The organism is Kitasatospora sp. NPDC059747, from assembly GCF_042732955.1.
In the GTDB taxonomy this organism is placed as follows: domain Bacteria; phylum Actinomycetota; class Actinomycetes; order Streptomycetales; family Streptomycetaceae; genus Kitasatospora.
Genome location: NZ_JBHWGV010000009.1, coordinates 54376 through 75697, shown reverse-complemented (window position 1 = coordinate 75697; position 21322 = coordinate 54376). Strand labels below are relative to the sequence as shown.

General features: G+C 73.9%; 23 protein-coding genes. 10 read left to right on the top strand and 13 right to left on the bottom strand.

The window, feature by feature from the left end; genetic code table 11:
* Nucleotides 1–130: 130 nt before the first annotated feature.
* Nucleotides 131–1297, top strand: a complete 1167-nt coding sequence (locus tag ACFV4G_RS06340) for an MFS transporter (RefSeq protein WP_380437157.1) — start codon at nt 131–133, stop codon at nt 1295–1297.
* A 12-nt stretch (nt 1298–1309) separates the two neighbouring features.
* On the opposite strand, the gene ACFV4G_RS06335 is transcribed toward ACFV4G_RS06340, so the two are convergent.
* Complete coding sequence (locus ACFV4G_RS06335; protein ID WP_380437068.1) at nt 1310–1954, bottom strand: DJ-1/PfpI family protein; 645 nt, start codon at nt 1952–1954, stop codon at nt 1310–1312.
* A gap of 287 nt (nt 1955–2241) precedes the next feature.
* Between ACFV4G_RS06335 and ACFV4G_RS06330 the strand changes: the two genes are divergently transcribed.
* From ACFV4G_RS06330 to ACFV4G_RS06320, 3 genes are all read left to right on the top strand, one after another.
* Nucleotides 2242–3594: an erythromycin esterase family protein gene (locus ACFV4G_RS06330; protein ID WP_380437066.1), complete on the top strand. Its 1353-nt coding sequence runs from the start codon at nt 2242–2244 to the stop codon at nt 3592–3594.
* Nucleotides 3595–3680: 86 nt separating this feature from the next.
* A complete protein-coding gene (locus tag ACFV4G_RS06325; protein WP_380437064.1) occupies nt 3681–3812 on the top strand; it encodes a hypothetical protein in 132 nt (43 codons plus the stop codon).
* A 253-nt stretch (nt 3813–4065) separates the two neighbouring features.
* A complete protein-coding gene (locus ACFV4G_RS06320) occupies nt 4066–5010 on the top strand; it encodes a lipase family alpha/beta hydrolase (RefSeq protein WP_380437062.1) in 945 nt (314 codons plus the stop codon).
* 56 nt (nt 5011–5066) lie between these two features.
* On the opposite strand, the gene ACFV4G_RS06315 is transcribed toward ACFV4G_RS06320, so the two are convergent.
* Nucleotides 5067–5825, bottom strand: a complete 759-nt coding sequence (locus ACFV4G_RS06315) for a G1 family glutamic endopeptidase (protein ID WP_380437060.1) — start codon at nt 5823–5825, stop codon at nt 5067–5069.
* A 109-nt stretch (nt 5826–5934) separates the two neighbouring features.
* Between ACFV4G_RS06315 and ACFV4G_RS06310 the strand changes: the two genes are divergently transcribed.
* The 4 genes from ACFV4G_RS06310 to ACFV4G_RS06295 are packed head-to-tail and all read left to right on the top strand — an operon-like array spanning nt 5935 to nt 9169.
* Nucleotides 5935–6129 carry a hypothetical protein gene (locus ACFV4G_RS06310; RefSeq protein ID WP_380437058.1) on the top strand — a complete coding sequence of 65 codons (195 nt, stop codon included), beginning with the start codon at nt 5935–5937 and terminating at the stop codon, nt 6127–6129.
* Between the two features lie 18 nt (nt 6130–6147).
* Nucleotides 6148–6543, top strand: a complete 396-nt coding sequence (locus ACFV4G_RS06305; protein ID WP_380437056.1) for a hypothetical protein — start codon at nt 6148–6150, stop codon at nt 6541–6543.
* Complete coding sequence (locus ACFV4G_RS06300) at nt 6540–8330, top strand: GMC family oxidoreductase (RefSeq protein WP_380437054.1); 1791 nt, start codon at nt 6540–6542, stop codon at nt 8328–8330. The genes ACFV4G_RS06305 and ACFV4G_RS06300 overlap by 4 nt, the downstream gene beginning before the upstream one ends.
* Nucleotides 8327–9169 carry a hypothetical protein gene (locus ACFV4G_RS06295; protein WP_380437052.1) on the top strand — a complete coding sequence of 281 codons (843 nt, stop codon included), beginning with the start codon at nt 8327–8329 and terminating at the stop codon, nt 9167–9169. Before ACFV4G_RS06300 ends, ACFV4G_RS06295 begins: the two co-directional genes overlap by 4 nt.
* On the opposite strand, the gene ACFV4G_RS06290 is transcribed toward ACFV4G_RS06295, so the two are convergent.
* Entirely contained in the window at nt 9157–10110 is a 954-nt protein-coding gene (locus tag ACFV4G_RS06290) for an SDR family NAD(P)-dependent oxidoreductase (RefSeq protein WP_380437050.1), read from the bottom strand. The two genes, ACFV4G_RS06295 and ACFV4G_RS06290, sit on opposite strands and share 13 nt — an antisense overlap.
* A 32-nt stretch (nt 10111–10142) precedes the next feature.
* On the bottom strand, nt 10143–11051 hold the full coding sequence (locus ACFV4G_RS06285; protein ID WP_380437048.1) for an SDR family NAD(P)-dependent oxidoreductase: 909 nt from the start codon (nt 11049–11051) through the stop codon (nt 10143–10145).
* 71 nt (nt 11052–11122) lie between these two features.
* Between ACFV4G_RS06285 and ACFV4G_RS06280 the strand changes: the two genes are divergently transcribed.
* On the top strand, nt 11123–12052 hold the full coding sequence (locus ACFV4G_RS06280; RefSeq protein WP_380437046.1) for a LysR family transcriptional regulator: 930 nt from the start codon (nt 11123–11125) through the stop codon (nt 12050–12052).
* A 52-nt stretch (nt 12053–12104) separates the two neighbouring features.
* On the opposite strand, the gene ACFV4G_RS06275 is transcribed toward ACFV4G_RS06280, so the two are convergent.
* From ACFV4G_RS06275 to ACFV4G_RS06255, 5 genes are all read right to left on the bottom strand, one after another.
* Nucleotides 12105–13121 carry a bile acid:sodium symporter family protein gene (locus ACFV4G_RS06275; protein WP_380437044.1) on the bottom strand — a complete coding sequence of 339 codons (1017 nt, stop codon included), beginning with the start codon at nt 13119–13121 and terminating at the stop codon, nt 12105–12107.
* Nucleotides 13118–13474, bottom strand: coding sequence for a hypothetical protein (locus ACFV4G_RS06270; RefSeq protein WP_380437042.1), 357 nt, complete (start codon nt 13472–13474; stop codon nt 13118–13120). Before ACFV4G_RS06270 ends, ACFV4G_RS06275 begins: the two co-directional genes overlap by 4 nt.
* Nucleotides 13471–14355, bottom strand: coding sequence for an oxaloacetate decarboxylase (locus ACFV4G_RS06265; protein ID WP_380437040.1), 885 nt, complete (start codon nt 14353–14355; stop codon nt 13471–13473). The genes ACFV4G_RS06270 and ACFV4G_RS06265 overlap by 4 nt, the downstream gene beginning before the upstream one ends.
* Before the next feature lie 253 nt (nt 14356–14608).
* On the bottom strand, nt 14609–15478 hold the full coding sequence (locus tag ACFV4G_RS06260; protein ID WP_380437038.1) for a class I SAM-dependent methyltransferase: 870 nt from the start codon (nt 15476–15478) through the stop codon (nt 14609–14611).
* 224 nt (nt 15479–15702) lie between these two features.
* The gene (locus tag ACFV4G_RS06255; protein ID WP_380437036.1) at nt 15703–16359 is read right to left on the bottom strand and encodes a PadR family transcriptional regulator; all 657 of its coding nucleotides are present in this window, start codon (nt 16357–16359) and stop codon (nt 15703–15705) included.
* 99 nt (nt 16360–16458) lie between these two features.
* Here ACFV4G_RS06255 and ACFV4G_RS06250 point away from each other — a divergent pair, with 99 nt between their 5' ends.
* On the top strand, nt 16459–17814 hold the full coding sequence (locus ACFV4G_RS06250; RefSeq protein WP_380437034.1) for an MATE family efflux transporter: 1356 nt from the start codon (nt 16459–16461) through the stop codon (nt 17812–17814).
* Between the two features lie 33 nt (nt 17815–17847).
* Here the strand turns inward: ACFV4G_RS06250 and ACFV4G_RS06245 are convergent, their stop codons facing one another.
* The 4 genes from ACFV4G_RS06245 to ACFV4G_RS06230 are packed head-to-tail and all read right to left on the bottom strand — an operon-like array spanning nt 17848 to nt 21312.
* Complete coding sequence (locus tag ACFV4G_RS06245; RefSeq protein ID WP_380437032.1) at nt 17848–18156, bottom strand: phosphopantetheine-binding protein; 309 nt, start codon at nt 18154–18156, stop codon at nt 17848–17850.
* A 3-nt stretch (nt 18157–18159) separates the two neighbouring features.
* On the bottom strand, nt 18160–19080 hold the full coding sequence (locus ACFV4G_RS06240; protein WP_380437030.1) for an NAD(P)/FAD-dependent oxidoreductase: 921 nt from the start codon (nt 19078–19080) through the stop codon (nt 18160–18162).
* Nucleotides 19081–19132: 52 nt separating this feature from the next.
* Nucleotides 19133–20773, bottom strand: coding sequence for an amino acid adenylation domain-containing protein (locus ACFV4G_RS06235; protein WP_380437028.1), 1641 nt, complete (start codon nt 20771–20773; stop codon nt 19133–19135).
* On the bottom strand, nt 20770–21312 hold the full coding sequence (locus tag ACFV4G_RS06230; RefSeq protein WP_380437026.1) for a GNAT family N-acetyltransferase: 543 nt from the start codon (nt 21310–21312) through the stop codon (nt 20770–20772). Before ACFV4G_RS06230 ends, ACFV4G_RS06235 begins: the two co-directional genes overlap by 4 nt.
* Nucleotides 21313–21322: the final 10 nt, after the last annotated feature.

Sequence of the window (21322 nt, the reverse complement as noted above, 5' to 3'; positions counted from 1 at the left end):
CCCGTCAGCCTGACATAGTCCGTTCCGAAAAGGAACTGACTACGGGGGTGGCCGGGTGGCCGAGCGGAACGGGACCGGGGACGGCACGGGGAACAGGGGCGCGCTGCGGGCGCTGCCGAGGACCGTCTGGATGCTGGCGGCCGGCGGCTTCGCCAACATGGTGGTGTCCTTCACCTTCGTGTACCTCTTCGTCTACCTGACCGGCCCGCGCGGGCTGAGCACGGCCGCCGCCGGCACCATCGCCGGCGCCGGCGGCCTCGGCCTGGTGGCGGGCAACTTCACCGGCGGCTGGTTCGGGGACCGCTTCGGCCACCGCCGGACGCTGCTCACCGGGTCCGCCGTCTCCGGCGCCGGACTGCTCGCCCTGCCGGTGCTGCCGACGTCCGTGCTGCTCCTGGTGCTGCCCGTCTTCCAGTACGCCGCCGGCACCGTGCGCGCCTCCAACTCGGCGCTCGTCGCGGTGGCCGTGCCGCCCGGCGACCGGCGGCAGGGCTTCGCGGTGATGCGCTTCGCGGGCAACGCGGGCTTCACCATCGGCCCGGTGCTCGGCGCGTTCATCGCGACCCACTGGTCGTACGAGTGGCTGTTCCGCATCGACGGGCTCGGGTCGCTGCTGTTCGCCGCGTACGCCGCCAAGGTGCTGACCGCCGACGGGCCGCGCAGCGGCCGGACCGTCACCCGCGGCGGCCTGTGGGCGACGCTGCGGGAGCGGCCCGCGGTGCTGGTGCTGCTGCCCGCGATCGTCGTCGTGGACACCGTCTACCGGCAGCAGTACTCGGTCCTGCCGGTGTTCCTCGCCGACCACGGCATCGGCACCGGCGTGTACGGCGCGGTGCTGGCGATCAACGGCGGCCTGATCCTCGCGCTGGAGGTGGTCGTCACCATGGCGCTGCGCGACCGGGCGCCGCTGCGCATCATCGGCACCGGCCTGCTGCTGGTCGGCGCGGGCTTCGCGGCGCTGGTCGCGGGCGCGTCGGTCGTCACCACGGTGGTGATGATGGTCGTGGTCACCGCGGGCGAGATCCTCTACAAGACCCCGGCGACGGCCTTCGTCGCGGACAGCGCACCGCCCGAGTACCAGGGCCGCTTCCAGAGCCTCTACGCCGGGGCCTCCACCAGCGGCACCGTCCTCGCACCCCCGCTCGGCGGCGCCCTCTACCAGTCCGCCCCGGGTCTGCTCTGGCCCGCCTGCGCCTGCCTGGCGGTCCTCGCCGGCCTGGCCGTCTTCGCCGCCGGCCCGCTGACCGCCCCGCGCACGGCGAAGGGCTCACCCGTACCGGAGGCGGTCGGGGGCTGAAGGAGCCCGCTGTCACCGCCTGTTCGTCGGGGACGACGAGCGGGCGGCCAGGTAGTCCCTGGCCGCCTGGGGGGCCTTGGCGTAGGAGCCGGCGTCGAACGGGGGCTGGGGGTCGTACTCGATGGCGAGTTGGAAGGCCTCGGCGGCGGTGCGGCCGGCGGTCAGTTCGGCGAGGCGCAGGGCCATGTCGATGCCCGACGAGACGCCGGCGGCGGTGATGATGCCGCCGGGTTGTTCGACGACGCGGTGGGGCGTGTAGGTGGCGCCGTAGGACTCCAGGATGTGGACGGCGCTCCAGTGGGTGGTCGCTTCCAGGCCGTCGAGGAGGCCGGCGGCGGCGAGGAGCAGGGAGCCGGTGCAGACCGACGTCGTCCAGGTGGTCGTGGTGTGGACGCGGCGGATCCAGTCGAGCAGCGGCTCGTCGGTGAGGCGGCTGCGGGCGCCCGGGCCGCCGGGGACCACCAGGACGTCGGCTTCCGTGACGTCCTCGAAGGGGGCCGTCGCGACGAGGTGGAGCAGGCCCGCGCCGTCCGTGCAGGTGCCCGCGGTGGCGGCGGTGAAGACGACGTCGGCTTCCGGGAGCATGCGGAGGACCTCGTACGGGCCGACGGCGTCGAGTGCGGTGAAGCCGTCGAAGATCGGGATGGCGATGCGCATGGGGTGCCTTCCGGGGAGGGGTGGTGTCGTCCCCGGTCCGGCGCCCGGCTCGGGCGAAGAGCTCGGGGAAGAGCTCGGGGGAAGAGCGCGGGGGAACTGCTCACCCTTCCAGCGTGACCGGGCCCGGGTGCAGCGGCAAGGACACGGATATGACGAGGTCCGTCATCGCGTGGGAGGGGGGCTATCCCCAGGCGAGGTCGGAGGCCAGCCCCAGGGTGTCGCGGACGGATCGTGGGCGATCATCAACGGCAGGAGCAGGAAGCCGAGTCGGGGATGGGTGATCGCGCATGGGTGGGCTGATCGGGCGGCGTTCGCTGCTGCGGGCGGTAGCAGCGGCCGGGGCGGGGGCGCTGGCGGTGCCGGCCACGGCCACGGCCGCGCGTGCGGGGGAGGAGCAGGAGCCGGTCCGGGCCGCGCTGTTACGCGCCTCCCGGCCGCTGCGCTCCACGGTGCCGGGGGCGGACCCGTCCGACCTCCGGGCGTTCGGGGCGATGGTGGGGGACGCCCGGGTCGTCGGCCTGGGGGAGGCGACGCACGGGTCGCACGAGTTCTTCGCGATGAAGGAGCGCGTCTTCCGGTACCTCGTGGAGGAGAAGGGCTTCGGCGCCTTCGCCCTGGAGATGAGCTGGCCGGCCGGGCTGCTCGTCGACGAGTTCGTCCAGGGCGGACCCGGCGACGCGCGCCAGGTCGTGCGGGCCGCGTTGGGCGGATCGCCGTGGGAGCGTGAGGAGTTCCTGCACCTCGTCGAGTGGATGCGGGACCACAACCGGCGCAACCCCCGCCGCCGCGTCCACTTCATGGGCGACGACATCGGCGCCCCGCGCGTCGGGGACGCCTTCTTCGAACGGGTGACGGGCTACGTCCGGCGCCGGCACCCGGAGCTGCTGCCGCGCTTCACCGAGCTGTACGCCGGCCTGCGCCCCCTCGACGACAGCTTCGCCTACCTGCGCCGCCCGCTCGCCGAGCGGCAGCGCCTCGCGGGCAACGCCGAAGTGGCTTTCAAGTTGATGGAGAGTCAATATAGCCAGAGCGGCGCGGAGTTCGCGTGGGCCGTGCAGCACGCCCGCTCCATCGCGCAGACCGCGGTGTTCCTCGGGGTCGACCTCCAGGACGAAGGGGCGCTGCGCGCCGCGATGCTCCACCGCGACCGGGTGATGGCCGACAACGTCGTCTGGTGGCATCGGCAGACCGGCCACCGCATGCTCGTGTCGGCGCACAACGGCCACATCGCGTACGTCCCCGACGACCCCGACCAGCACCCGAAGGCGCAGGGCGGGTTCCTGCGCGAGGCGCTCGGCGGCGGGTACCTCCCGGTCGGGTTGACCTTCGGCCAGGGCTCCTTCCTCTCCCAGGATTCGCAAGCGTCGTCCGGGCTCCCCGACCGCGAGTGGACGAAGTTCACGGTGGGCCCGCCCGCGCCCGGCACCACCGAGGAGACCCTCGACCGGGTCCGCGGCGGCGACTTCTACCTCGACGTCCGCAGCGCCCCGCCCGCGGCCCGCGCCTGGCTGGACACCGCCCGACCGCTGCGCAGCATCGGCACCGGGTACCCCGTGCCGCTCAGCACCGTGCGGATCGCCGAGTCCTTCGACGTGCTCGTCCACCTCCACCGGGTCCGGGAGGCGGACAAGCTGGGCTGATCGGAACCCGGTCGGCAGCCGGGGCGTGTACGGCCGCTCCAGGGCGGCCGTCTCGTCCTCCGTCAGCCGCACGCCGAGCGCCGCTCGTGCGCGAGACCCTGGACCTCACGGCCGACGCACAGCAGCTTCTCGTGCTGCTCTCGGCCGAGGCGGAGACCGCCGCGCACGTCGACCGGCTGACGCGGCCGGCTCCGGGGCGGTTGTGGGTGGTCTCGTGACGTCCGGGCGCCGGGCCCGGACTCCCGTACCGGGCGTCACGGAATTGGGTGCGAGAATTCCGGAATGGAATCCTGGAATTCCTGGACCGCAATGCCGTCATGCCATATGAATATCTGACGAGGCTACTGATTACTCTCTGCTCGCAGCGGGAGTGCGGCCTGCCTTACCGGTGGCTTCTGATCTGCGTAATGCTTGTGCAGGTGATAGTTTTCGGTAAGTGCAGAAAGAATTCCTGACGGCAGGAAATACCTCATGAGAGCGAATCGAGGTCGGGCGCTCGCGGTCGCGGCGGTCACTGCGGGTGGCTTGCTGGCCACCGCCGTCCACCCGGCCGCAGCCGCCCCGGTGTACCCGGTCGAGTACCACTTCGCGATCGGCTTCCCGGCGGGCTTCCTCACCCCCGACACCGCCCCGCCCGGCGCGAACGACTGGTCCTGCCGGCCCGGCGCGGCGCACCCGGAGCCGGTCGTCCTCGTGCACGGCACGGCCGAGAACATGAACGACAACTGGCGCGGCGCGGCCCCGCTGCTCGCGAATGCCGGGTACTGCGTCTACGCGTTCGACTACGGCGGCGCCCCCGGTGCGCCGATGCAGGGCCTCGGGCCGATCGAGGACTCCGCCCGGCAACTGTCCGCGTTCGTCGACCAGGTCCTCGCCGCCACCGGGGCGGCCAAGGCCGATCTCGTCGGACACTCCCAGGGCGGCGGCGTGCTGCCGCGCTACTACCTGAAGAACGACGGCGGCGCCGCGAAGGTGGCCAAGCTCGTCGGCATCACCCCCCTCAACGAGGGCACCACGTTGGACGGCCTCAGTGTGCTCGCGACCGAGTTGCACATCCTGGAGCCGGCGAACGCGGTGCTCGACACCGCCTGTCCGGCCTGCGTCGAGCAGGAGGCGGGCTCCCCGTTCATCGCCGCGCTCGACGCGGGCGGCGCGACCCTCCCGGGCGTCGAGTACACCGTCATCGCGTCGAGGTTCGACGAGGTCGTCACCCCGTACACCAACTCCTACCTGCCGGCCGGGCCGCACGTCACGAACCTGACCCTGCAGGACCAGTGCGTGGCCGACGCCGCCGACCACCTGGAGGGCCCGTACGACCCGGTCGCGCTGGCCGACGTCCGCAACGCGCTCGACCCGGCGCACCCCGTCCCGGTGCCGTGCAAGCCGGTGCTGCCCGTCCTCGGCCCGCTGCTCTGACGGTGTCGCCCGGCACGCCGCCCGTAGCGGCGGCGCGCCGGACGACACGCCCTACGTCAGCTGTGCTTCCACGTCACCGAGAAGGCACCGCCCCCGCTGAGCCCGGAGGTGGTGGCCTTGGTGGTGCTGCCCGAGGCCATCGTGATGCTCGACGCGCCCGCGGCACTCAGGCTCTGGCCGTTGGCGGTCGCCCCGCTGAAGCCGACGGTGCCGAAGTTCGAGAGCGGCAGGACGCCGGTGGAGCTCGACGGCGCCTCCGCGATGACCTCGGCGGAGGCCAGGGCCGCGCTGCGCAGGGTCTTGTTGACGCTGCGCTTCCAGCCCTGGGTGGTGTCGGAGAGCGTGAGCGTGAACGAACCGGAGCCGTTGGTGGTGACGCTCGCGGTGAAGCGGTCGCCGGGCCGCACGGAGTTGGAGAAGTTCACCGGGTACGCCGGGTACATCTCGTACCAGGACGAGTACACCGGCGAACCGCCCGAGCAGTCCGCCTCGGTGCCGAGCTGCTCGACCGAGTTGCTGCCGTCCCCGTCGATCCCGACCCAGAAGCTGGACCAGGTGTCGGAGCCCGAGCAGGACACCGACGGCTGCACCCAACTGGCGCTGACGCTGGTGAACTTGCCGCCGGTCGCGGCGTACCCGGCCCAGTTGCTGCTGGTGCTGCGCAGCACGCCGCCGCCGTGGTGGCCGAGCGGTGCCTGGACGATGGCGGGGGCGGTGGCGGCGAGGGCCGGTGCCGCGCCGCCGAGGACGGTCAGCAGGGCGGCGGAGGAGGCGACGAGGGCGCGTCGAGACGTGCGTCGACGGGCTATGGACATGGCTACTCCTGTGTGAGGGGGTGGAGTTGACCAAGCGTCGACAACGGTAAGGCCGGCGGTTGGCGGTGATGAGTCACCGGGCGGTAAAGAAATCCTGGGGATTCCTTGGGTGTCCCTGGACTTCCTCGTGGCGGCCGCATGGCCTACCCGGTCGCATCACGGCCGCGAGTCACGCTCGATCAGGCCACCGGCGATCAAGTTCGGCCAGTTTCAGACTGTTTCGGATATCGATGATTCGGTGGCGGGCGCAGGCGGGATGATCGCGGGCGGGTTCGGGTGTCATGGCCTGGCCACCTGCCGGTGACTGCGTGGGGGTGCCCGCTTGAGCGTGGACAACGACTTCGACGACCTTGACGGGACCGAGGGCCGCCTCGACGACCTCGACGACCTCGACGACTTCGAGGAACTGGACGAGCTCGCCGACTTCGACGAGTTCCTCCGCGTCTGCGCCGGGCTGACCGGCTTCGACGAGCCGGAGCTGCGGGCCACCGGGATGGCGCACGAGCACCACCGGACCGTGCTGGCGCACCGGGTGCGGGACGAGCACGCGCTCGTCCACCTCTGGTACGTCGGGGCCTGGCCGGGGGAGTCGCCCGGGTCCGCGCGGGCCCACGACGGGGCGCTGGTGTGGCGGACGTTCCACGCCGACCCGCCCGGCGCCGCCGCACCGGGCCACGGGAGTTGGGGCGACACGCCCCGGGGAGGCGAGGAACTGTGAGCACGCGCTGGGACGCGGTCGTCGTGGGGGCGGGCATCGCCGGCTCGCTGGTCGCCCAGCGGCTGGGGGCGCAGGGCTGGCGCGTGCTGGTGCTCGAAGCCGGCCGCACCGTCCCCGGCGCGGCCGAGACCGCCGCCGCCCACCGCGCCGCCGGCGGCGGCCCGCCCACCTCGGCGTACCCGCACAACCCCGACGCGCCCTCACCCGACGTCGGCGACCTCGCCGGGCCCGGCGGCCACCTCGTCCAGTACGGCCCCCTGCCCTACGCCAGCGGCTACTTGCGCGCCAACGGCGGCACCGGGCTGCTCTGGACGGGCCTCACCCCGCGCATGCACCCCGAGGACTTCCGCACCGCCGACCTCGGGCACGGCCGCAACTGGCCGATCGGCTACGACGACCTGGAGCCCCACTACCGCGACGCCGAACGCGAACTCGGCGTCGCGGCCGACGCGGACGACCAGCGCACCGCCGTCGGACTGCCCCTCCCCGACGGCTACGAGTTCCCGATGCGCGCCATCCCGCCCTCCTACCTCGACCGCCGGCTCGCCCGCGACCTCGACGGCCGCACCGTCCGCGACCCGGCCGTGCCCGTGCCCGCCCGCCTCGCCGTCACCGCGACCCCGCACGCCCGCAACGGCCGGCCGACCCGGCCCGGCGACGCCACCGGACCGCTCTGCGCCGGCAGCGCCAGTTGCGTCCCGGCCTGCCCGACCGGTGCCAAGTACACGCCGCGGCGCACCCAGGCCCGCTGGTCCGCGAGCGTCGAGCTGCGCACCGGGGCCGTCGTCAGCCGCGTCCTCGCCGACCCGGCGACCGGCCGCGCCACCGGCGTGGAGTACCTGACGCACGGCGGCGAGGCGCACCGCGTGGACGCCGGCCTCGTCGTCCTCGCCGCGCACGCGATCGAGAACGCCCGGCTGCTGCTCCTGTCCGGTCTCGCCAACCGCAGCGACCAGGTCGGGCGCAACCTCATGGACCACCCCGCCCTGCTCACCTGGGGCCTGATGCCGGGCCCGGTCGGGCCCTACCGGGGGCCGGGCTCCACCAGCGGGTTCGAGGCCTTCCGCTTCGGCGCCGGACGGGAGCGGCGGGCGCCGTTCCGCATCGAGATCGGCAACTGGGGCTGGTCCTGGGCCGGGGGAGACCCGCAGTCCGAGGCCCGGGCCGCGCTGGCGGCAGGACTGCGCGGCAAGGAGCTGCGCGAACGCCTCGGCGACCGCCTGGGCCGGCAGTTCTCGCTCCAGTTCGAGCTGGAGCAGCCCGCCGACCCGGCCAACCGGGTCACCCTCGACCCCGACCGGCGCGACCCGCTCGGCCTGCCGCGCCCGGCGATCCGCTACGACCTCACCGCGTACGTCCGCGACGGCATGGCCTCCGCCCGGGCCGTGTCCGACCAGCTGTTCGCGCTGCTCGGCGCCGAGGACCACACCGCCTACCCGGCCGGACCGGGCTGGCCGGGCCGGGTCGAGCACGGGGGAGTCGCGTACGGGTACCGGGGAGCGGGCCACGCCGGCGGCACCCACGTCATGGGCGACGCACCCGGCACGTCCGTCGTCGACCAGTGGCAGCGCAGCTGGGACCACCCCAACCTGTACGCCGTCGGCTGCGGCTCGATGCCCTCCCTCGGCACCTCCAACCCGACGCTCAGCATGGCCGCGCTCGCGCTGCGCAGCGCCGAGCGGATGCACCTCGACCTGCTGGACCTGCGCCGCCCGCTCGCGGTGGGCGCCGAACGCACCGGACCGTCCTCCCCCCTCCTCCCCGCATCGAACCCGGAGACGCCATGACCGGCCTTCCGCTCCCGCCCGTGCCGGAGCCGTACTACCTCCCCTTCCACTACGGCGCCCTGCACAACATCGGCGTCGATTACCTGGTCGGGCCCGAGCGGGCGCGCGAGCTGCTGCGCAAGCGCCACCCCGGGCTCGTGCCCGCGCTGTTCGACGGGCGGGCCTGTGTGTCGCTCAACTACCAGCTGTACTTCGCGCAGTACCCGGGCGGCGGCGGGATCACCCAGGAGGTGGAGATCAACCTCGTCGCCCACCCGGAGTTCGCCGAGGAGCGCCTGCCCGAGCTGAACTACGGCCAGTACGCCCGGGGTTACGACCAGACGAAGCTGCTCGGCATCGCCCGGCTGCATGTGCTGTGCGACAACCCGCTGGCCATCGACGCCGGGCGCCTCCTCTACGCCGAGCCCAAGCGGGCGGGCTGGTTCGAGACGCTGATGCCATCCCTCAACGCGCCTTCCGTGAACGAGCGTTGGTCCGTCTCCTGCCGCCGGGCCACCGTCGACGACGGCGGGCTCCAGCGCCACGAGGAGGAACTGCTGTCGCTGGAGGCGGACTTGGCCGGCCTCGCGTCCGAGCCGGTCAACAACACGCCGATCACCGGCTACGGCACCGACGACGAGGGGCGGCTGCTCGCCGGGCCGCTCAACGTCTACCAGCCGTACCGCTTCTTCGCCCTGGACGACCGCTCGGCCGACCGCGTCCGCCTCGACGTGGGCAACCCGGCCGAGGAGCCCGCCCGCGACCTCGCCCACCTCGTCGCCGACGCGCCGGCCGCGGGCGTGTGGACCTACCAGTCCGCACCGGTCGCCGCCCACAACCGGCCGTACTACATCCGCTGACCCACCCCTGCGAGGTCGTCGGCGAGCAGCTGCTCCGAAAGGTCCCACAGCCGCCGGGCGTTGTCCACGTCGAGGGCGTAGCGGGCGACGCCCTGCAGCGGGGTGCCGCGGCGGTCCAGGACCTCGGCCTCGTTGCAGTCGGCGAAGTAGCGGCCGCCGACGCCCTCCAGGAGGGGTGAGACGGCGAGCAGGACGGAGGTGGCGGCGCCCTGCTCGACCGTCTTCACGAGCTCGGGCGGGACGGAGCCGCTGCCGCGGCCCTCGGTGTGGCGCTGGAGGTTGGTGAAGATCGCGCCGGGCATGACGGCGTTGGCCGTGATGTTGTCGCCCGCCCAGCGGCGGTCGGCCTCCACGGAGAAGAGGACGTTCGCGGTCTTCGACTGGCCGTAGGCGAGCCAGGGGTCGTACGGACGGAAGGCGAAGTGGACGTCGTCCCACACCACCGGGGACAGCTGGTGCCCGCTGGAGCTGACGGTGACGACGCGCGCGGCGCCGTCGGCGGCGAGTGCGCCGTGCAGGCCGGTGGTGAGGGCGTGGTGGCCGAGGTGGTTGGTGGCGAACTGCCACTCCCAGCCCTGCTCGGTGTACCGCTCGGGGCAGGCCATGACGCCCGCGTTGTTGACGAGGACGTGCAGCGGGCCCTGCCAGGCGGCGGTGAAGTCGCGGACGGAAGCGAGGTCGGCGAGGTCCAGGCGGGCGGCGTGCACTTCGCGGTTGCCGGTCGCGTCGGTGATGTCCTTGGCGACGCGCTCGCCCGCCGCGACGTCGCGGACGGCGAGGGTGACGGCGGCTCCCGTCCCGGCCAGCGCGCGGGCCGTCTCCGTGCCGAGGCCGGAGGAGGCGCCGGTGACGACGGCCCGGCGGCCGGTGAGGTCGACGCCCCGGGCGATCTCGCTGGTGGTGCTCGCGAAGCCGTACGGGGTGGTGATGGGGGTGCTCATGCGCTGAACTCCTCTGTCGAGGTGGTGGATTGTCACGAGGTCAGAAGGCGGTCCTGCTCGGTCGGCGGCGTGCCGCCGTGCCAGTCCAGGGCCCGGCCGAAGCGGATCAGCTCGCCGTACAGGGGCGGGTCGACGGGCTCGGCGAGGACGAGGTCGAGCACGGCCCGGGCGGCCTCGGCGGGGGACTGCGCCTGGCCGTAGTCGCTGAACCACGGCCGGGACGTGGCGGTGTCGACCATGCCGGGGCAGACGGCCGCGATCAGGATCCCGGCGGCGAGATCGTGTGTGCGTCGTTCGGCGGCGACCGCCCGGACCGCGGCGACCTGGGCCACCTTCGACGGCACGTTCAGCCAGCGGGGCCAGCCCTTCTCCTCGGCGGTGCCGTGGTGGACCGCGGCGCGCCACGACTCGACGGCGTACTCGACCTGGTCGAGGTTCGCGCCGTCGAACAGGTGCCGCAGGCGCGGGTCGAGGTGACCGAGGGTGCCCAGGCTGCTGGCCACCACGAGCAGCCGGCCGCCCGGGCGCAGGACCGGGCCGAAGGAGCGCAGGACGGCGTGGGTGGCGGAGTTGGAGACGTCGATGAACTCGTCGGCGCGCTCGGCCTGGGACTCGCCGGGCAGCAGGCGGGCGACGGCGTTGGAGATCACGATGTCGACGCCGCCGTGGCGGCCGTGCAGGTCGTCGGCGAGCCGGCCGATCGCCTCGGTGTCGGTCACATCCAGGACGCGGCCGTGCACCCGGGCGCGGCTGTCCGGGCGCCGGGCCACCTCGCGGGCGGCCTCGGTGACGCGGCCCTCGTCGCGCCCGGTGAGCAGCACCAGGTCGTCGGTGGTGAGGCGGGCCGCGAGGCCCTCGACGAGGGCGCGGCCGAGGCCCTGGTTGGCGCCGGTGACGAGGGCGACGCGGGGAGCGGTGGTGTTCACGCGTACGGCGGTCATGCCTGCCACGGTAGGAAGGCCGTGACCATGATGCCAGCGAAAGAATCGCACACGTGATATGCGTGAACGTCATGGACTTCACGGACGTGTCGCTGACCGCGCTGCGGGTGTTCCGCACGGTGGCCGAGCAGGGCACCTTCACGGCGGCCGCGGCGTCGCTGGGCTACACCCAGTCGGCGGTGTCCCGGCAGATGGCCTCGATCGAACGGGCGGCGGGCGCCGAACTGCTGGAGCGGCGGCGGGACGGCGTCCGGCTGACGGCGGCCGGGCGGCTCGTCCTGCGCCGGGCGACGGTGGTGCTCGACGAGATCGACGCGGCCGCCCGGGAGCTGTCGGGCCTGCCGGAGGAGGGCGGCACCGTGCGGCTCGGGTGGGTCGCCACCGCCGGGACGACGCTGGTGCCGCAGGCGCTGGCCGCCCTGCGGCGCGGCGACCCGGGGGTGCACGTCGTCAGCCGTGAGGGCGGCACCCCGGCACTGGTCCGGGCGCTGCGGGCGGGCAGCATCGACCTCGCGCTGCTGTCGTCGGCGCCGCCGTTCCGCGCGCCGGACGCGGAGTCGCCGGCGCTGGTGGTGCAGACGCTCACGGAACGCCCGCTCTGCCTGGCCGTGCCGGCGAACCACCCGCTGGCGCGCGGTGCGTACGTCGACGCGGCCGACCTGCGCGGGCAGCGGTGGATCGCCGGATCGGCCTCCGGTGCGGACCGGCTCATGGGGGTGTGGCCGGGCCTGGACGAACGACCGGAGATCGTGCACACCGCCCGCGACTGGCTGGCGAAGCTGCACCTCGTGGCCGCGGGCTGCGGCCTGACCACCGTGTCCCCCGCGATGGCCGCCGCCGCGCCGCCGGGGGTACGCGTCCTGCCCGTTCGCGGCGGGCCGCAGGAACTGCGGCGCCTCCTGCTGGCCCGCCTCCCCGGCTGCCCGAGCGAGCCCCTCGTCCGCCTGGCCGCCGCCCTGCGGTCGGCCGCACTGGGCACCGGCGCCGTCCCGGAGCCGTGAGCGCGGGCAGGCCCGGCCACCGGAGCGGTACCACGCGGTGCCGCCCCGGCGCTCAGCCCCGCGCCGCCGACGTGGTCGGCTCCGGGGCACGGGGTGTCGGTGCCCGCTCCGGGGCGCGGGACCACCGGCCCGCCAGGATCGTGCCGACCACCAACTGGAGCTGGTGGTAGAGCATCAGCGGCAGCACCATCAGCCCGGCCTCGGAGCCGAACAGCACCGCGGCCATCGGGAGGCCGTTGGCCAGGCTCTTCTGCGAGCCGCACAGCATGGCCGCGACGACGGCCGGGCGGCCGAGCCCCAGGACGCGGGCGCCGAGCCGGGCGGCGGCCAGCGAGGCGGCGAGCAGGGCGAGCAGCACCGCGGTCAGGCCGAGCAGGGCGCCGGGCGTGGCGAGGTGCCAGATGCCCTGGGCCGTCGCCGCGCTGAAGGCCGTGTAGACGACGAGCAGGATCGAGCCGCGGTCGACCGGCGCCAGCACCCGTTTGTGCCGCCCGAGGTACCCGCCGATCCACGGCCGCAGCACCTGCCCGAGCACGAAGGGCGCGAGCAACTGGGCCGCGATGCGCAGCAGTCCTTCGGCCGAGAGCTCGGCGTGCGAGCCCAGCAGCCAGGCGGCGAGCAGCGGTGTCAGCACCAGCCCGGCCAGGCTGGAGTACGTGCCCGCGCAGATCGCCGCCGGGACGTCGCCCCGCGCCGCGCCGGTCAGCGCGACCGAGGACTGGACCGTCGACGGCACCAGGCACAGGAACAGCACGCCGGTGCGCAGTTGGTCGGTGAGCGGGACGGGCGTCAGCACGGCCGTGGCCAGCCCGAGCAGCGGGAACAGGACGAAGGTGCAGGCGAGCACCAGCCCGTGCAGCCGCACGTGGCGCAGCCCGGCCAGGGTCTCGCGGGTGGACAGCCGCGCGCCGTACAGGAAGAAGAGCAGCGCCACCGCGACGTCACAGGCCACCGCGGCCGAGCGGGCCGCGGTGCCCGTCGCCGGGAACAGGGCGGCGAGCCCGACGGTGCCGGCCAGCGCCGCCATGTAGGGATCCACGCCGCGCCGCCGCAGCCACTGGAGGCTCATCCATCACCTTCCTTCGTTCCGGGCCCCACCAGCGCGCCCACTCCATCGACCACCGCCCCGCCTCCCAGTGCCCCGCCGACGACCGCCCCGCCTTTCAGTGCCCCGCCGACCACCGACCCGGCGCCGTCGTGGTCGCTGCCGGCCGAGCCGCCGCCCTGCTGGACGTTGGCCGTGCGGTCGACCTCCACCCAGGAGTCGGCGTGCGAGTTGTCGATGACGGTGATCAGCCCGCCCGCCGCCGCGGGCGGCGCACCGCCCGCGAGCAGCGCGCACGCCCCGGCGAGTCCGGCGGCGCCGGCTCGCCACCGGGCGGATGCCCGATGGCGGACCGGACCGGGTGACCTTGACGTCACGCCGTGACCTCCACGAGCCCCCGGGCACGGGCGATGTTCCGCTCCAGCAGCTCGGTGGACTCCTGCACGCCCACCGGCCGGCTGTTCGCCGGGGCGGCCGGGAGCCGGCCGTCGTTGACCTTCAGCCCCGCGAGCGCCTCGTCCATCGCCCGGTGCGCGGCGAAGAGGCACGGCGTGCTGTAGATCGCGACGTCCACCCCGAGGTCGCCGAGCTCCGACAGCGACAGCCGGGGCGACTTGCCGCCCGCGATCTGGTTGAACAGCAGCGGCTTGTCGCCGACCACGCGGCGGATCCGCCGGATCCAGTCCTCGCTGCGCACCCCGTCGACGAGGACGACGTCGGCGTCCGTCTCGGCCAGGGCGCGGGCGCGGCGCAGGATGTCCTGCTCCTCCGTGGCGTCGGTGCGGGCGACGACCACGAGGTCGGTGCGGTTCTCCAGGACGAGGTTCAGCTTCTCCAGGTACTCGTCGAGCGGCAGGACGAGCTTGCCGTCCGCGTGGCCGCAGCGGCGCGGGCGCTTCTGGTCCTCCAGGATCACGCCGGAGGCGCCGGTGCGTTCGAGCCGGCGCACGACGTGGCAGGCGACCTCGGGATCGACGTAGCCGTCGTCGATGTCGACCAGGAGGTGGTGCTGGGGGAAGGCGCCGCGCAGCCGTTCGACGAAGGAGAGCATGTCCGGCCAGGCGATGAAGCCGATGTCGGGCAGGCCGTAGTAGGAGGCGGCGAACCCGAATCCGGAGACGAACATTCCGTCGTAGTGTTCGGCCGCGATCGACGCCGAGTACATGTCGTACACCCCGATGAGCGGCGTGGTGCCCGTCCGCGCGATGTCCTCGCGCAGGCGCTGACCGTATCCAGCCGCCGTGATTCCGTGGAACAAGGCCTTCTCCTCACTCACGATTCACTCACGATTCACCCGAGATTTTGCCTGGACTTGGCTATCCCTAGACCAAATCGAGGCGCCCTCACTATGTGCTCTTTAACGTTCCTTGGGCAAACCTTTTAAGGTGATTCACTCGTGTGGGTGATGCAGAATCAGCCAATCCGAAAATATGACCACGTAAGGTGGCGCACGCGAACGGGGCCGGACGCCGCTGCGTCCGGCCCCGTGGGGGCGCTTTCCCGTCCGGCCGTCAGACGGCGCGCACCGGCTGGACGGCGCGGCGCTCGCGCAGCGTCCGGAGCACGCGCCGGGTCGCGCGGGTGGCGACCGGGGGCAGGAGGTCCAGGGCGAGCCGGCGCGGCGTGGAGCGCTGGACCGGCGCCTTGACCTGGTAGTTGAGCCGCAGGACGCGCGACCCGGCGATGGTGTCCTCGTCCACCGTGTAGCCCTCGGCCCGCCAGTCGCGGCCGAGCAGGACCTCGCGCGCGGCCGCCGCGTCGCCCCACGTCCCGTAGAACTTCATCGGGGTCAGCAGCACCGGCCGGAGCCCGCCCGTGAACACCGCCTCCCAGACCGCCGCGGAGACGCCGGGGGTGTGCTCGGAGCGGTAGTCGTCGAGGGCGACGAGGCCGTCGGCGGCGAGCGCCGCGCGGGCGACGGCGATGTCCCCGGCGACGTGCTCGTACAGGTGCGAGGCGTCGACGTGGACGAACCGGCAGCTGTCCGCCCGGATCCGGCCGTCGGCCAGCGCGGACGTGGGGGCCTGGACGATCTCCGGCAGGGCGTCGTGGAAGGCGAGGTAGTTGGCCTCGAACGCGCTGCGGGTGAGGGTCCTGCGGTAGGACATCGCCATCTCGGCGGCGTTGTCGGCGTCGCCCGCGTCGGAGTCGAACAGGTCGCAGACGGTGAGCCGTTCGCCGGGCCGGAGGTGGTCGCCGAGCAGGACGGCGCTGCGGCCGAGGTAGCTGCCGAGTTCGAGGATGTCGCCGGTGACCCCGGCCGCGCTCTGGGTGGCGAGCAGGTGCCCGAAGGCCGCCCGGTCGAGACTGAAGAACCAGCCGGGGATGTCGTCCCGCCGCAGCGGGGCGGATTGGACGGCAGCGGTCTCGCACGTGGTCACGGCGGCCTCCAGGGGAGCGGGCGGGGCCCGGTGGCGGGTTCACGCCGCACCGGTGCCCCGCGGGCCCGTCGGACGTGAGGCGGATCATCATAGCGACGGGTGGGCCCGGTGGGACCAGGTGTCGATCGGGGTAATTCCGCTTCCCCACCCTGCCGTTCGGTCCCGTTCGGTCCGGTTTCGGTGCTGTTTCTGTGCTGTTCGGCAGGGGAGCGGGGCAGCGCGGCCTACGCCCCCGAAGCTCTTGTGTCCCCCGAAGCCCCTGGGCCTCCCGACGTCCCCGAGCCCCCCGCGTCCCCGGCTCCGGCGGCTCCCGCCCCCGCCAGCTGCGCGATCGTCTCCGCGAGCCACGCCCGCTCCGCCGCCCCGGAGGCCCGGGCGACCAGCAGCATGCCCCGGCGGAACGGGTTCGGCTCGCGCTCGGCGGTGACCGGCCGGCCCTGCCCGTCGTAGAAGAAGCTGCTCGGCGCCTCCAGGAAGTCGAGCCTGCGGCGCAGCACGGCGGCCTGGCGGGCCGGGTCGGCCAGGTGGTGGAGGAAGGCGGCCAGGGCGAAGAAACGGATCTGGTCGGTGATCTCCGCCTGCTCCGGGTCGCCGAGCCGGCGCCGGAGTTCGGCCCGGCCGGCGGCGGTCAGCTCCAGCGTCTGGCGGGGGACGGCGCCGCTGCCCGGCTCGGTCCTGCGGTGCAGCAGGCCGGCCTTCTCCAGCCGGGTGATGGCGGGGTAGAGCGCGCCGTCGCTGACCGGCCGGACGTGTCCGGTGAGGCCGGTGATCCGGGACTTGAGCTCGTAGCCGTGCAGCGGCCGGTCGTAGAGGAACCCCAGGATCGCGAGCGTCAGCACGATGAAGCCCTTTCGTCGGAGTGCGCCCGGTGCGCGCGCCACTTTACCTCTTGTCGATGTGCATCGATCCGATGTATCTCTATTCGAGGCAGACGGGGGGCGGCTCAAGGGAGCGGCCGTGGCGCTGCCGGGAGAGGGAACATGCGCACACACCTGGCACGACTGGCCGCACTGGCCGGACCGGTCTACGCCGAACTCCTGTCCGGCGTCGTGGCCTCCGTCATCGGCGCCTACTGGGTGGCCGGGCTCGGCGGCGCGGCCGTCGCCGCCGTCACCCTCGCGGGCACCGTCGAGAACCTGCTGCTCGGTCTCGTCCTCGTGGTCGCCTCCGGTACGAGCCTGCGGCTCTCGCGCGCCCTCGGGGCCGGGGACGCCGCCGGGGCCGCCCGCACCACGCGCGCGGCGTGGCGGCTCTGCGCGCTGGTGACCGTCGCACTCGCCGTACCCGGCTTCCTGCTGCGCGAGCACCTCGCGGCAGGGTTCCTCGACGGCTCCGCGGCCGGGCTCGCCGCGGGCTACTTCGCCGTCGTGTTCCCGGCGTTCGGGCTGTTCTCCGGCCAGCGCGTCGCCGACGAACTGTTCAAGGGCGCCGGCGACACCCGCACCCCGATGCGGATCGCGCTGCTCTCCAACGCGCTGCTCCTCGCGCTCGACCCGCTGCTCGTCCTCGGCGCCGGACCCGTCCCGGGCCTCGGCGTGACGGGCGCCGCGCTCGCGCTCACCGCCTCCCGGGCGGTCGCGTTCGTCCTCACACTGCGGCTGCTGGCCAAGCGCCGGACGGGCGGGCCCGCCGGAGGAGCCGGCCCGGAGCTCGGCCCGGAGCTGCGGCGGATCGTCCGCGCCGGGGCACCGTTCGGCCTCGACTTCACCGCCCGGATGGCCGTCGGGACGGCCCAACTCGCGCTCGTCGCGGGCTTCGGCGTCGCCGCGGTGGCCGGGTACGGCGTCGGCTACCGCGTGCTGCTCGTCGTCACCATGGCGTTCTACGCGCTGCGCCAGGCCGCCGCGATCGGGGCCGCCCGTCTCGCCGGGGCCGGGGAGGAGGCCGAGCTCCGTCGATTCGCCCGCGCCACCGGCTGGTTCGCCGCCCTCCTGGGAGCGGTCGCAGCGGTGCTGTGCGCGGCGCTCGGCGGACCGGTGACCGGGCTGTTCACCGACGACCCGGCGGTGGCCGGGCAGTCCGCCGGCTTCCTGCACCTGGCGGCGCCCTACCTGCTGCCGTACGCCTTCGTCGTCGCGGTCGGCGGCGTGCACCAGGCCGCGGGCGCGGGGCGGGCGCTGGTCGTCTCCGTCGCGGCCGGTCTCGGCGCCCAACTCGGTTCCGCCACCGTGCTGTCGGGCCCGCTCGGCGTGAACGGCGTGTGGGCCGGGCTGACGGTGGGAGCGGTCGTGCAGCTCGCGCTCCTGGTGGCGCTCACCCGGCCCAAGCCGACCGGGCCGCCGGCCGGGTCGCCCGTCGAGCAGCCGGACGATGCTCGCGTCGCCACCGGCCGCTGAACGGACCCGCCGGGCGCCCACCGTGCCGCGGGCTCAGCTCCGCCGCATGTCGTGCGCCGAGGCCTCCCGCACCTCGTCGAGCAGTGCGTCCCGGACCGCGCCGTCGTCCTCGGCCAGGAGGCCGTGTACGGCGCGCGCGTAGTCGGACAGCCGCCGCTGCTCGAAGATCAGCATCATCCGTACCTTCTTGGTGAGGGCGCGCTTCACCTGGCCCGTGAGCTTCGCGGCCCGCATCGAGTCCCCGCCCAGGTCGAAGAAGTTGCTGGTGGGGTCCGGCCGTCTCCCCAGCACCTGCTCCCACAGCCCGGCCAGGATCTCCTCGATCGCCAGGACATCGGTCATCGGTCAGCCTCCACGCTTCGTCAGGTCGGTGGTGAACGCAAGGTCCTCGCAGATCATCCGTGCGGCGTTGATCCCGCTGCCGGCGGCACCCGTCCACATGAAGTACGGCGAGCCCTCGACGTTGCCCGCGCTGTACACCAGTGGGTCGGAGGTGAGGCCGTACAGTGTGGTCTCGGGGAACCCTTGGTCGGTCAGGTCGAGCCCGAGTGCCTCGGGCAGACGGCGCCGCGCCCGCGCCACGTCGGCGAGCAGCAGCGTGTCGGCGGTCAGCGCGGTGCCGGACGCCGTCTTGAGTTCGAGCGCGTCGGACGGCAGCACCCGCGCGTGGGCGACCGTGTCGACGAGGACGGTCACGCCGCGTTCGGCGAGCAGGCCGGCGAGGGCGGTCCGGGCCAGGGCGGGGTCCGAGACCACCACGGTCAGCTCGCGCGCGTACTGGACGGTGAGCGCGGCCAGTTTGAGTGCCTCCGCGTTGTGCCCCACACAGACGTAGGCGCCGTCGTCCCGTTCGTGGGTGTGGCAGTAGGGGCAGTCGAAGGCCGACCGGCCCCAGACCCCGTCGGGCAGCCAGGACGGCAACTCGTCCGCGCGGCCGGTGGCCAGCAGCAGCCGCCTTCCCCTGACCGGCCCGCTGAGGGCGCCCTCGACGATGACGTGGTCGTCCCGGGTGCTTGCCGTGACGACCTCTTCCCACCGGATCCCGACGCCGTACTCCTGCGCGTCGCCCTCCATCCGCGCGTAGACCTCGGCAGGTGTCGCCCCGTCGGCGAACGGCACGTTGTGCACGGTCGTCGCGGAGGAGTTGCGCCGGTCGGGCAGGGACAGCACCAGGACGCTGCGCTTCGCGCGGCCCAGCATGATCGCGGCCGAGAGACCGGCCGGGCCGGCGCCCACGATCACCACGTCGTACAACCTGTCGTCCATCGGTCCTCCAAGCTTGACGTTTCGTTCGCCCTCCGGGGCGGAGGGCCGTGGCTCAGCCCTCGAAAGCAGCGCCGGCACCGTCCGTGAAGGCCTGACGCAGCGCGGCGCGGTCGACCTTCCCGGTGCTGCCGAGCGGCAGCGAACCGGTGACCAGGACCCGGGCGGGGCACATGTACGGGGGCAGCCGCTGCGCGAGGTGGGCGCGGACGGTCGCCGCGTCCAGCGTTTCGGCGCTCCGCAGCGCGAGCGCGATGAACGGGTCGCGCGGGTCTCCCGCGGCGACGGCCAGCGCCTCCTCGACACCGGGAACGTGACGGGCCGCCTGCTCGACCTCGCCGAGCTCGATGCGGTAACCCCGGACCTTCACCTGGGAATCGAGCCGACCGAGGAACTCGATCCAGCCCTGGGACGTCCAGCGCGCGCGGTCGCCGGTCCGATACATCCGCCACCCCCGGTCGTCCTCGTCCCACGGGTCGGGGAGGAACCGCCGCGCGCTGAGCTCGGGGTCGTTGATGTAGCCCTGCGCGACGCAGGCGCCGGAGATGAACAGCTCGCCCGGCTCGCCGATGTCGCACGGGCTCAGGTCCTCGCGCAGGACGTAGTAGCGGGAGTTCTGCATCGGCCTGCCGTAGGGGATGCTGTCCCAGCCCTGATCCACCTCGTGGACGACGAAGTCGTTGGACCACACACAGGCTTCGGTGGCTCCGCCGAGGGCCACCAGGGTCGCGCCCGGGAACTCGGCCCGGACGACCGCGGGCGTGGTGAGCGGGATCCAGTCGCCGCTGAGGAAGACGCGGCGCAGCGCCCGGCGCCGGCCGTACGAGGACTCGTCGAGGAAGTACGACACCGTGGTGAACAGTGCGGGTGCCGAGTTCCACAGCGTCACGCCGTGCGCCACCAGGGCCGCGGCGATCCGCTCGGGATCGGCCAGTTCCTCCGCGGTCAGCAGCAGGATGCTGGCCCCGGCCGCCGGTGCGCCGAAGACGTCGTAGACGGACAGGTCGAAGCCGAACGAGGCGACCTGGAGCAGGATGTCGTCGGGCCCCACCCCATTGCGGCGGTTGAACCACTCGATCAGGTTGACGACGCTGGAGTGGCGGACCGCGACCGCCTTCGGCAGCCCCGTCGACCCGGAGGTGAAGATCGTGTACGCGAGGTCTGCGGGCTCCGCCCCGGCCGGAGCCGCCGGGGCCGGGCGGTCCGTCGGCACCGGTCCCGGCTCCTCCTGCGTCACGGTGATCGTCAGGTCGCGCCCGACGGCGCGGCGCAGCCGTTCGGCGTCCGCCAGGTGCCCGGCGGTCGCGACGAGGTGCCGCGCACCGATCGACTCGATGACGTCCGCCGTGCGGCGCACCGGCCACCTGGGGTCGAGCGGGACGTAGAACGCGCCGGCCCGGACGGTCGCGTGCATGGCGACGACGGCCTCCGGCACGTGGTCGGCGAGCAGCGCGACGGGGGTCCGCGGCCGGACGCCCGCCCCGGCGAGTGCCAGGGCCATGCGCCGGCTCGCCTCCGCGAGCCGGCGGTGGGTGAGGGCGACACCGGCGGTCGTGCGGACGGCGGGCGCGTCGGGGTGCGCGGCGGCGGCCGCGTCCAGCAGGTCGGGCAGGACCGCGTCGGCCGCGAACTCCCGGTCCGTGGCGTTCCAGCGGCGGATCAGCGGATGGTGGTGGGGCCGGGCCGTGGTGCTCATCCGGCCTCGCCCCTCCCGGCTGCGGGCGCGGGCGAGCGCCGGGTCTCCGGTATGAGGTAGCAGGAGCCCCGGAGCCGGACCCGCGGGTCACGGGGATGCCGGCGCTGGAGGCCGGTGGCCCGGAACCCGAAGCGCTCCAGCACCGCCAGGGCCCGGTCGTTCGTCGCGACCGTCCAGGCGCCGACCGACTCGCACCCCTGCTCCGCAGCCCATGCCACCGTCTCCGCGATGAGCAGGCGCGCGACACCGTGTGCGCGCGCCGTGGGCCGCACCCACAGACTGTGGCCCTCGGCGGCCGCCGGTTCCCCGTCGAGCAGTTGGACGCCGGCGAGTCCCACCGGTTCCGAGCCGGCGAAGGCGACGGCCTTCATGCCGAGACCGGCGTCCAGCAGGTCTCGCCACTCCTCCTCTCCCAGCTCCTGCAGTCCCTCCGGGGAGGGGCCGAAGACGTCCGTGTCGGAGGTCAGCGCGGCGGTCCGCACGGCGCGCCAGACTTCCCAGTCGTCCGGCACCACGCGGCGTACGGTGATCAGGTCCATGTGATACTCC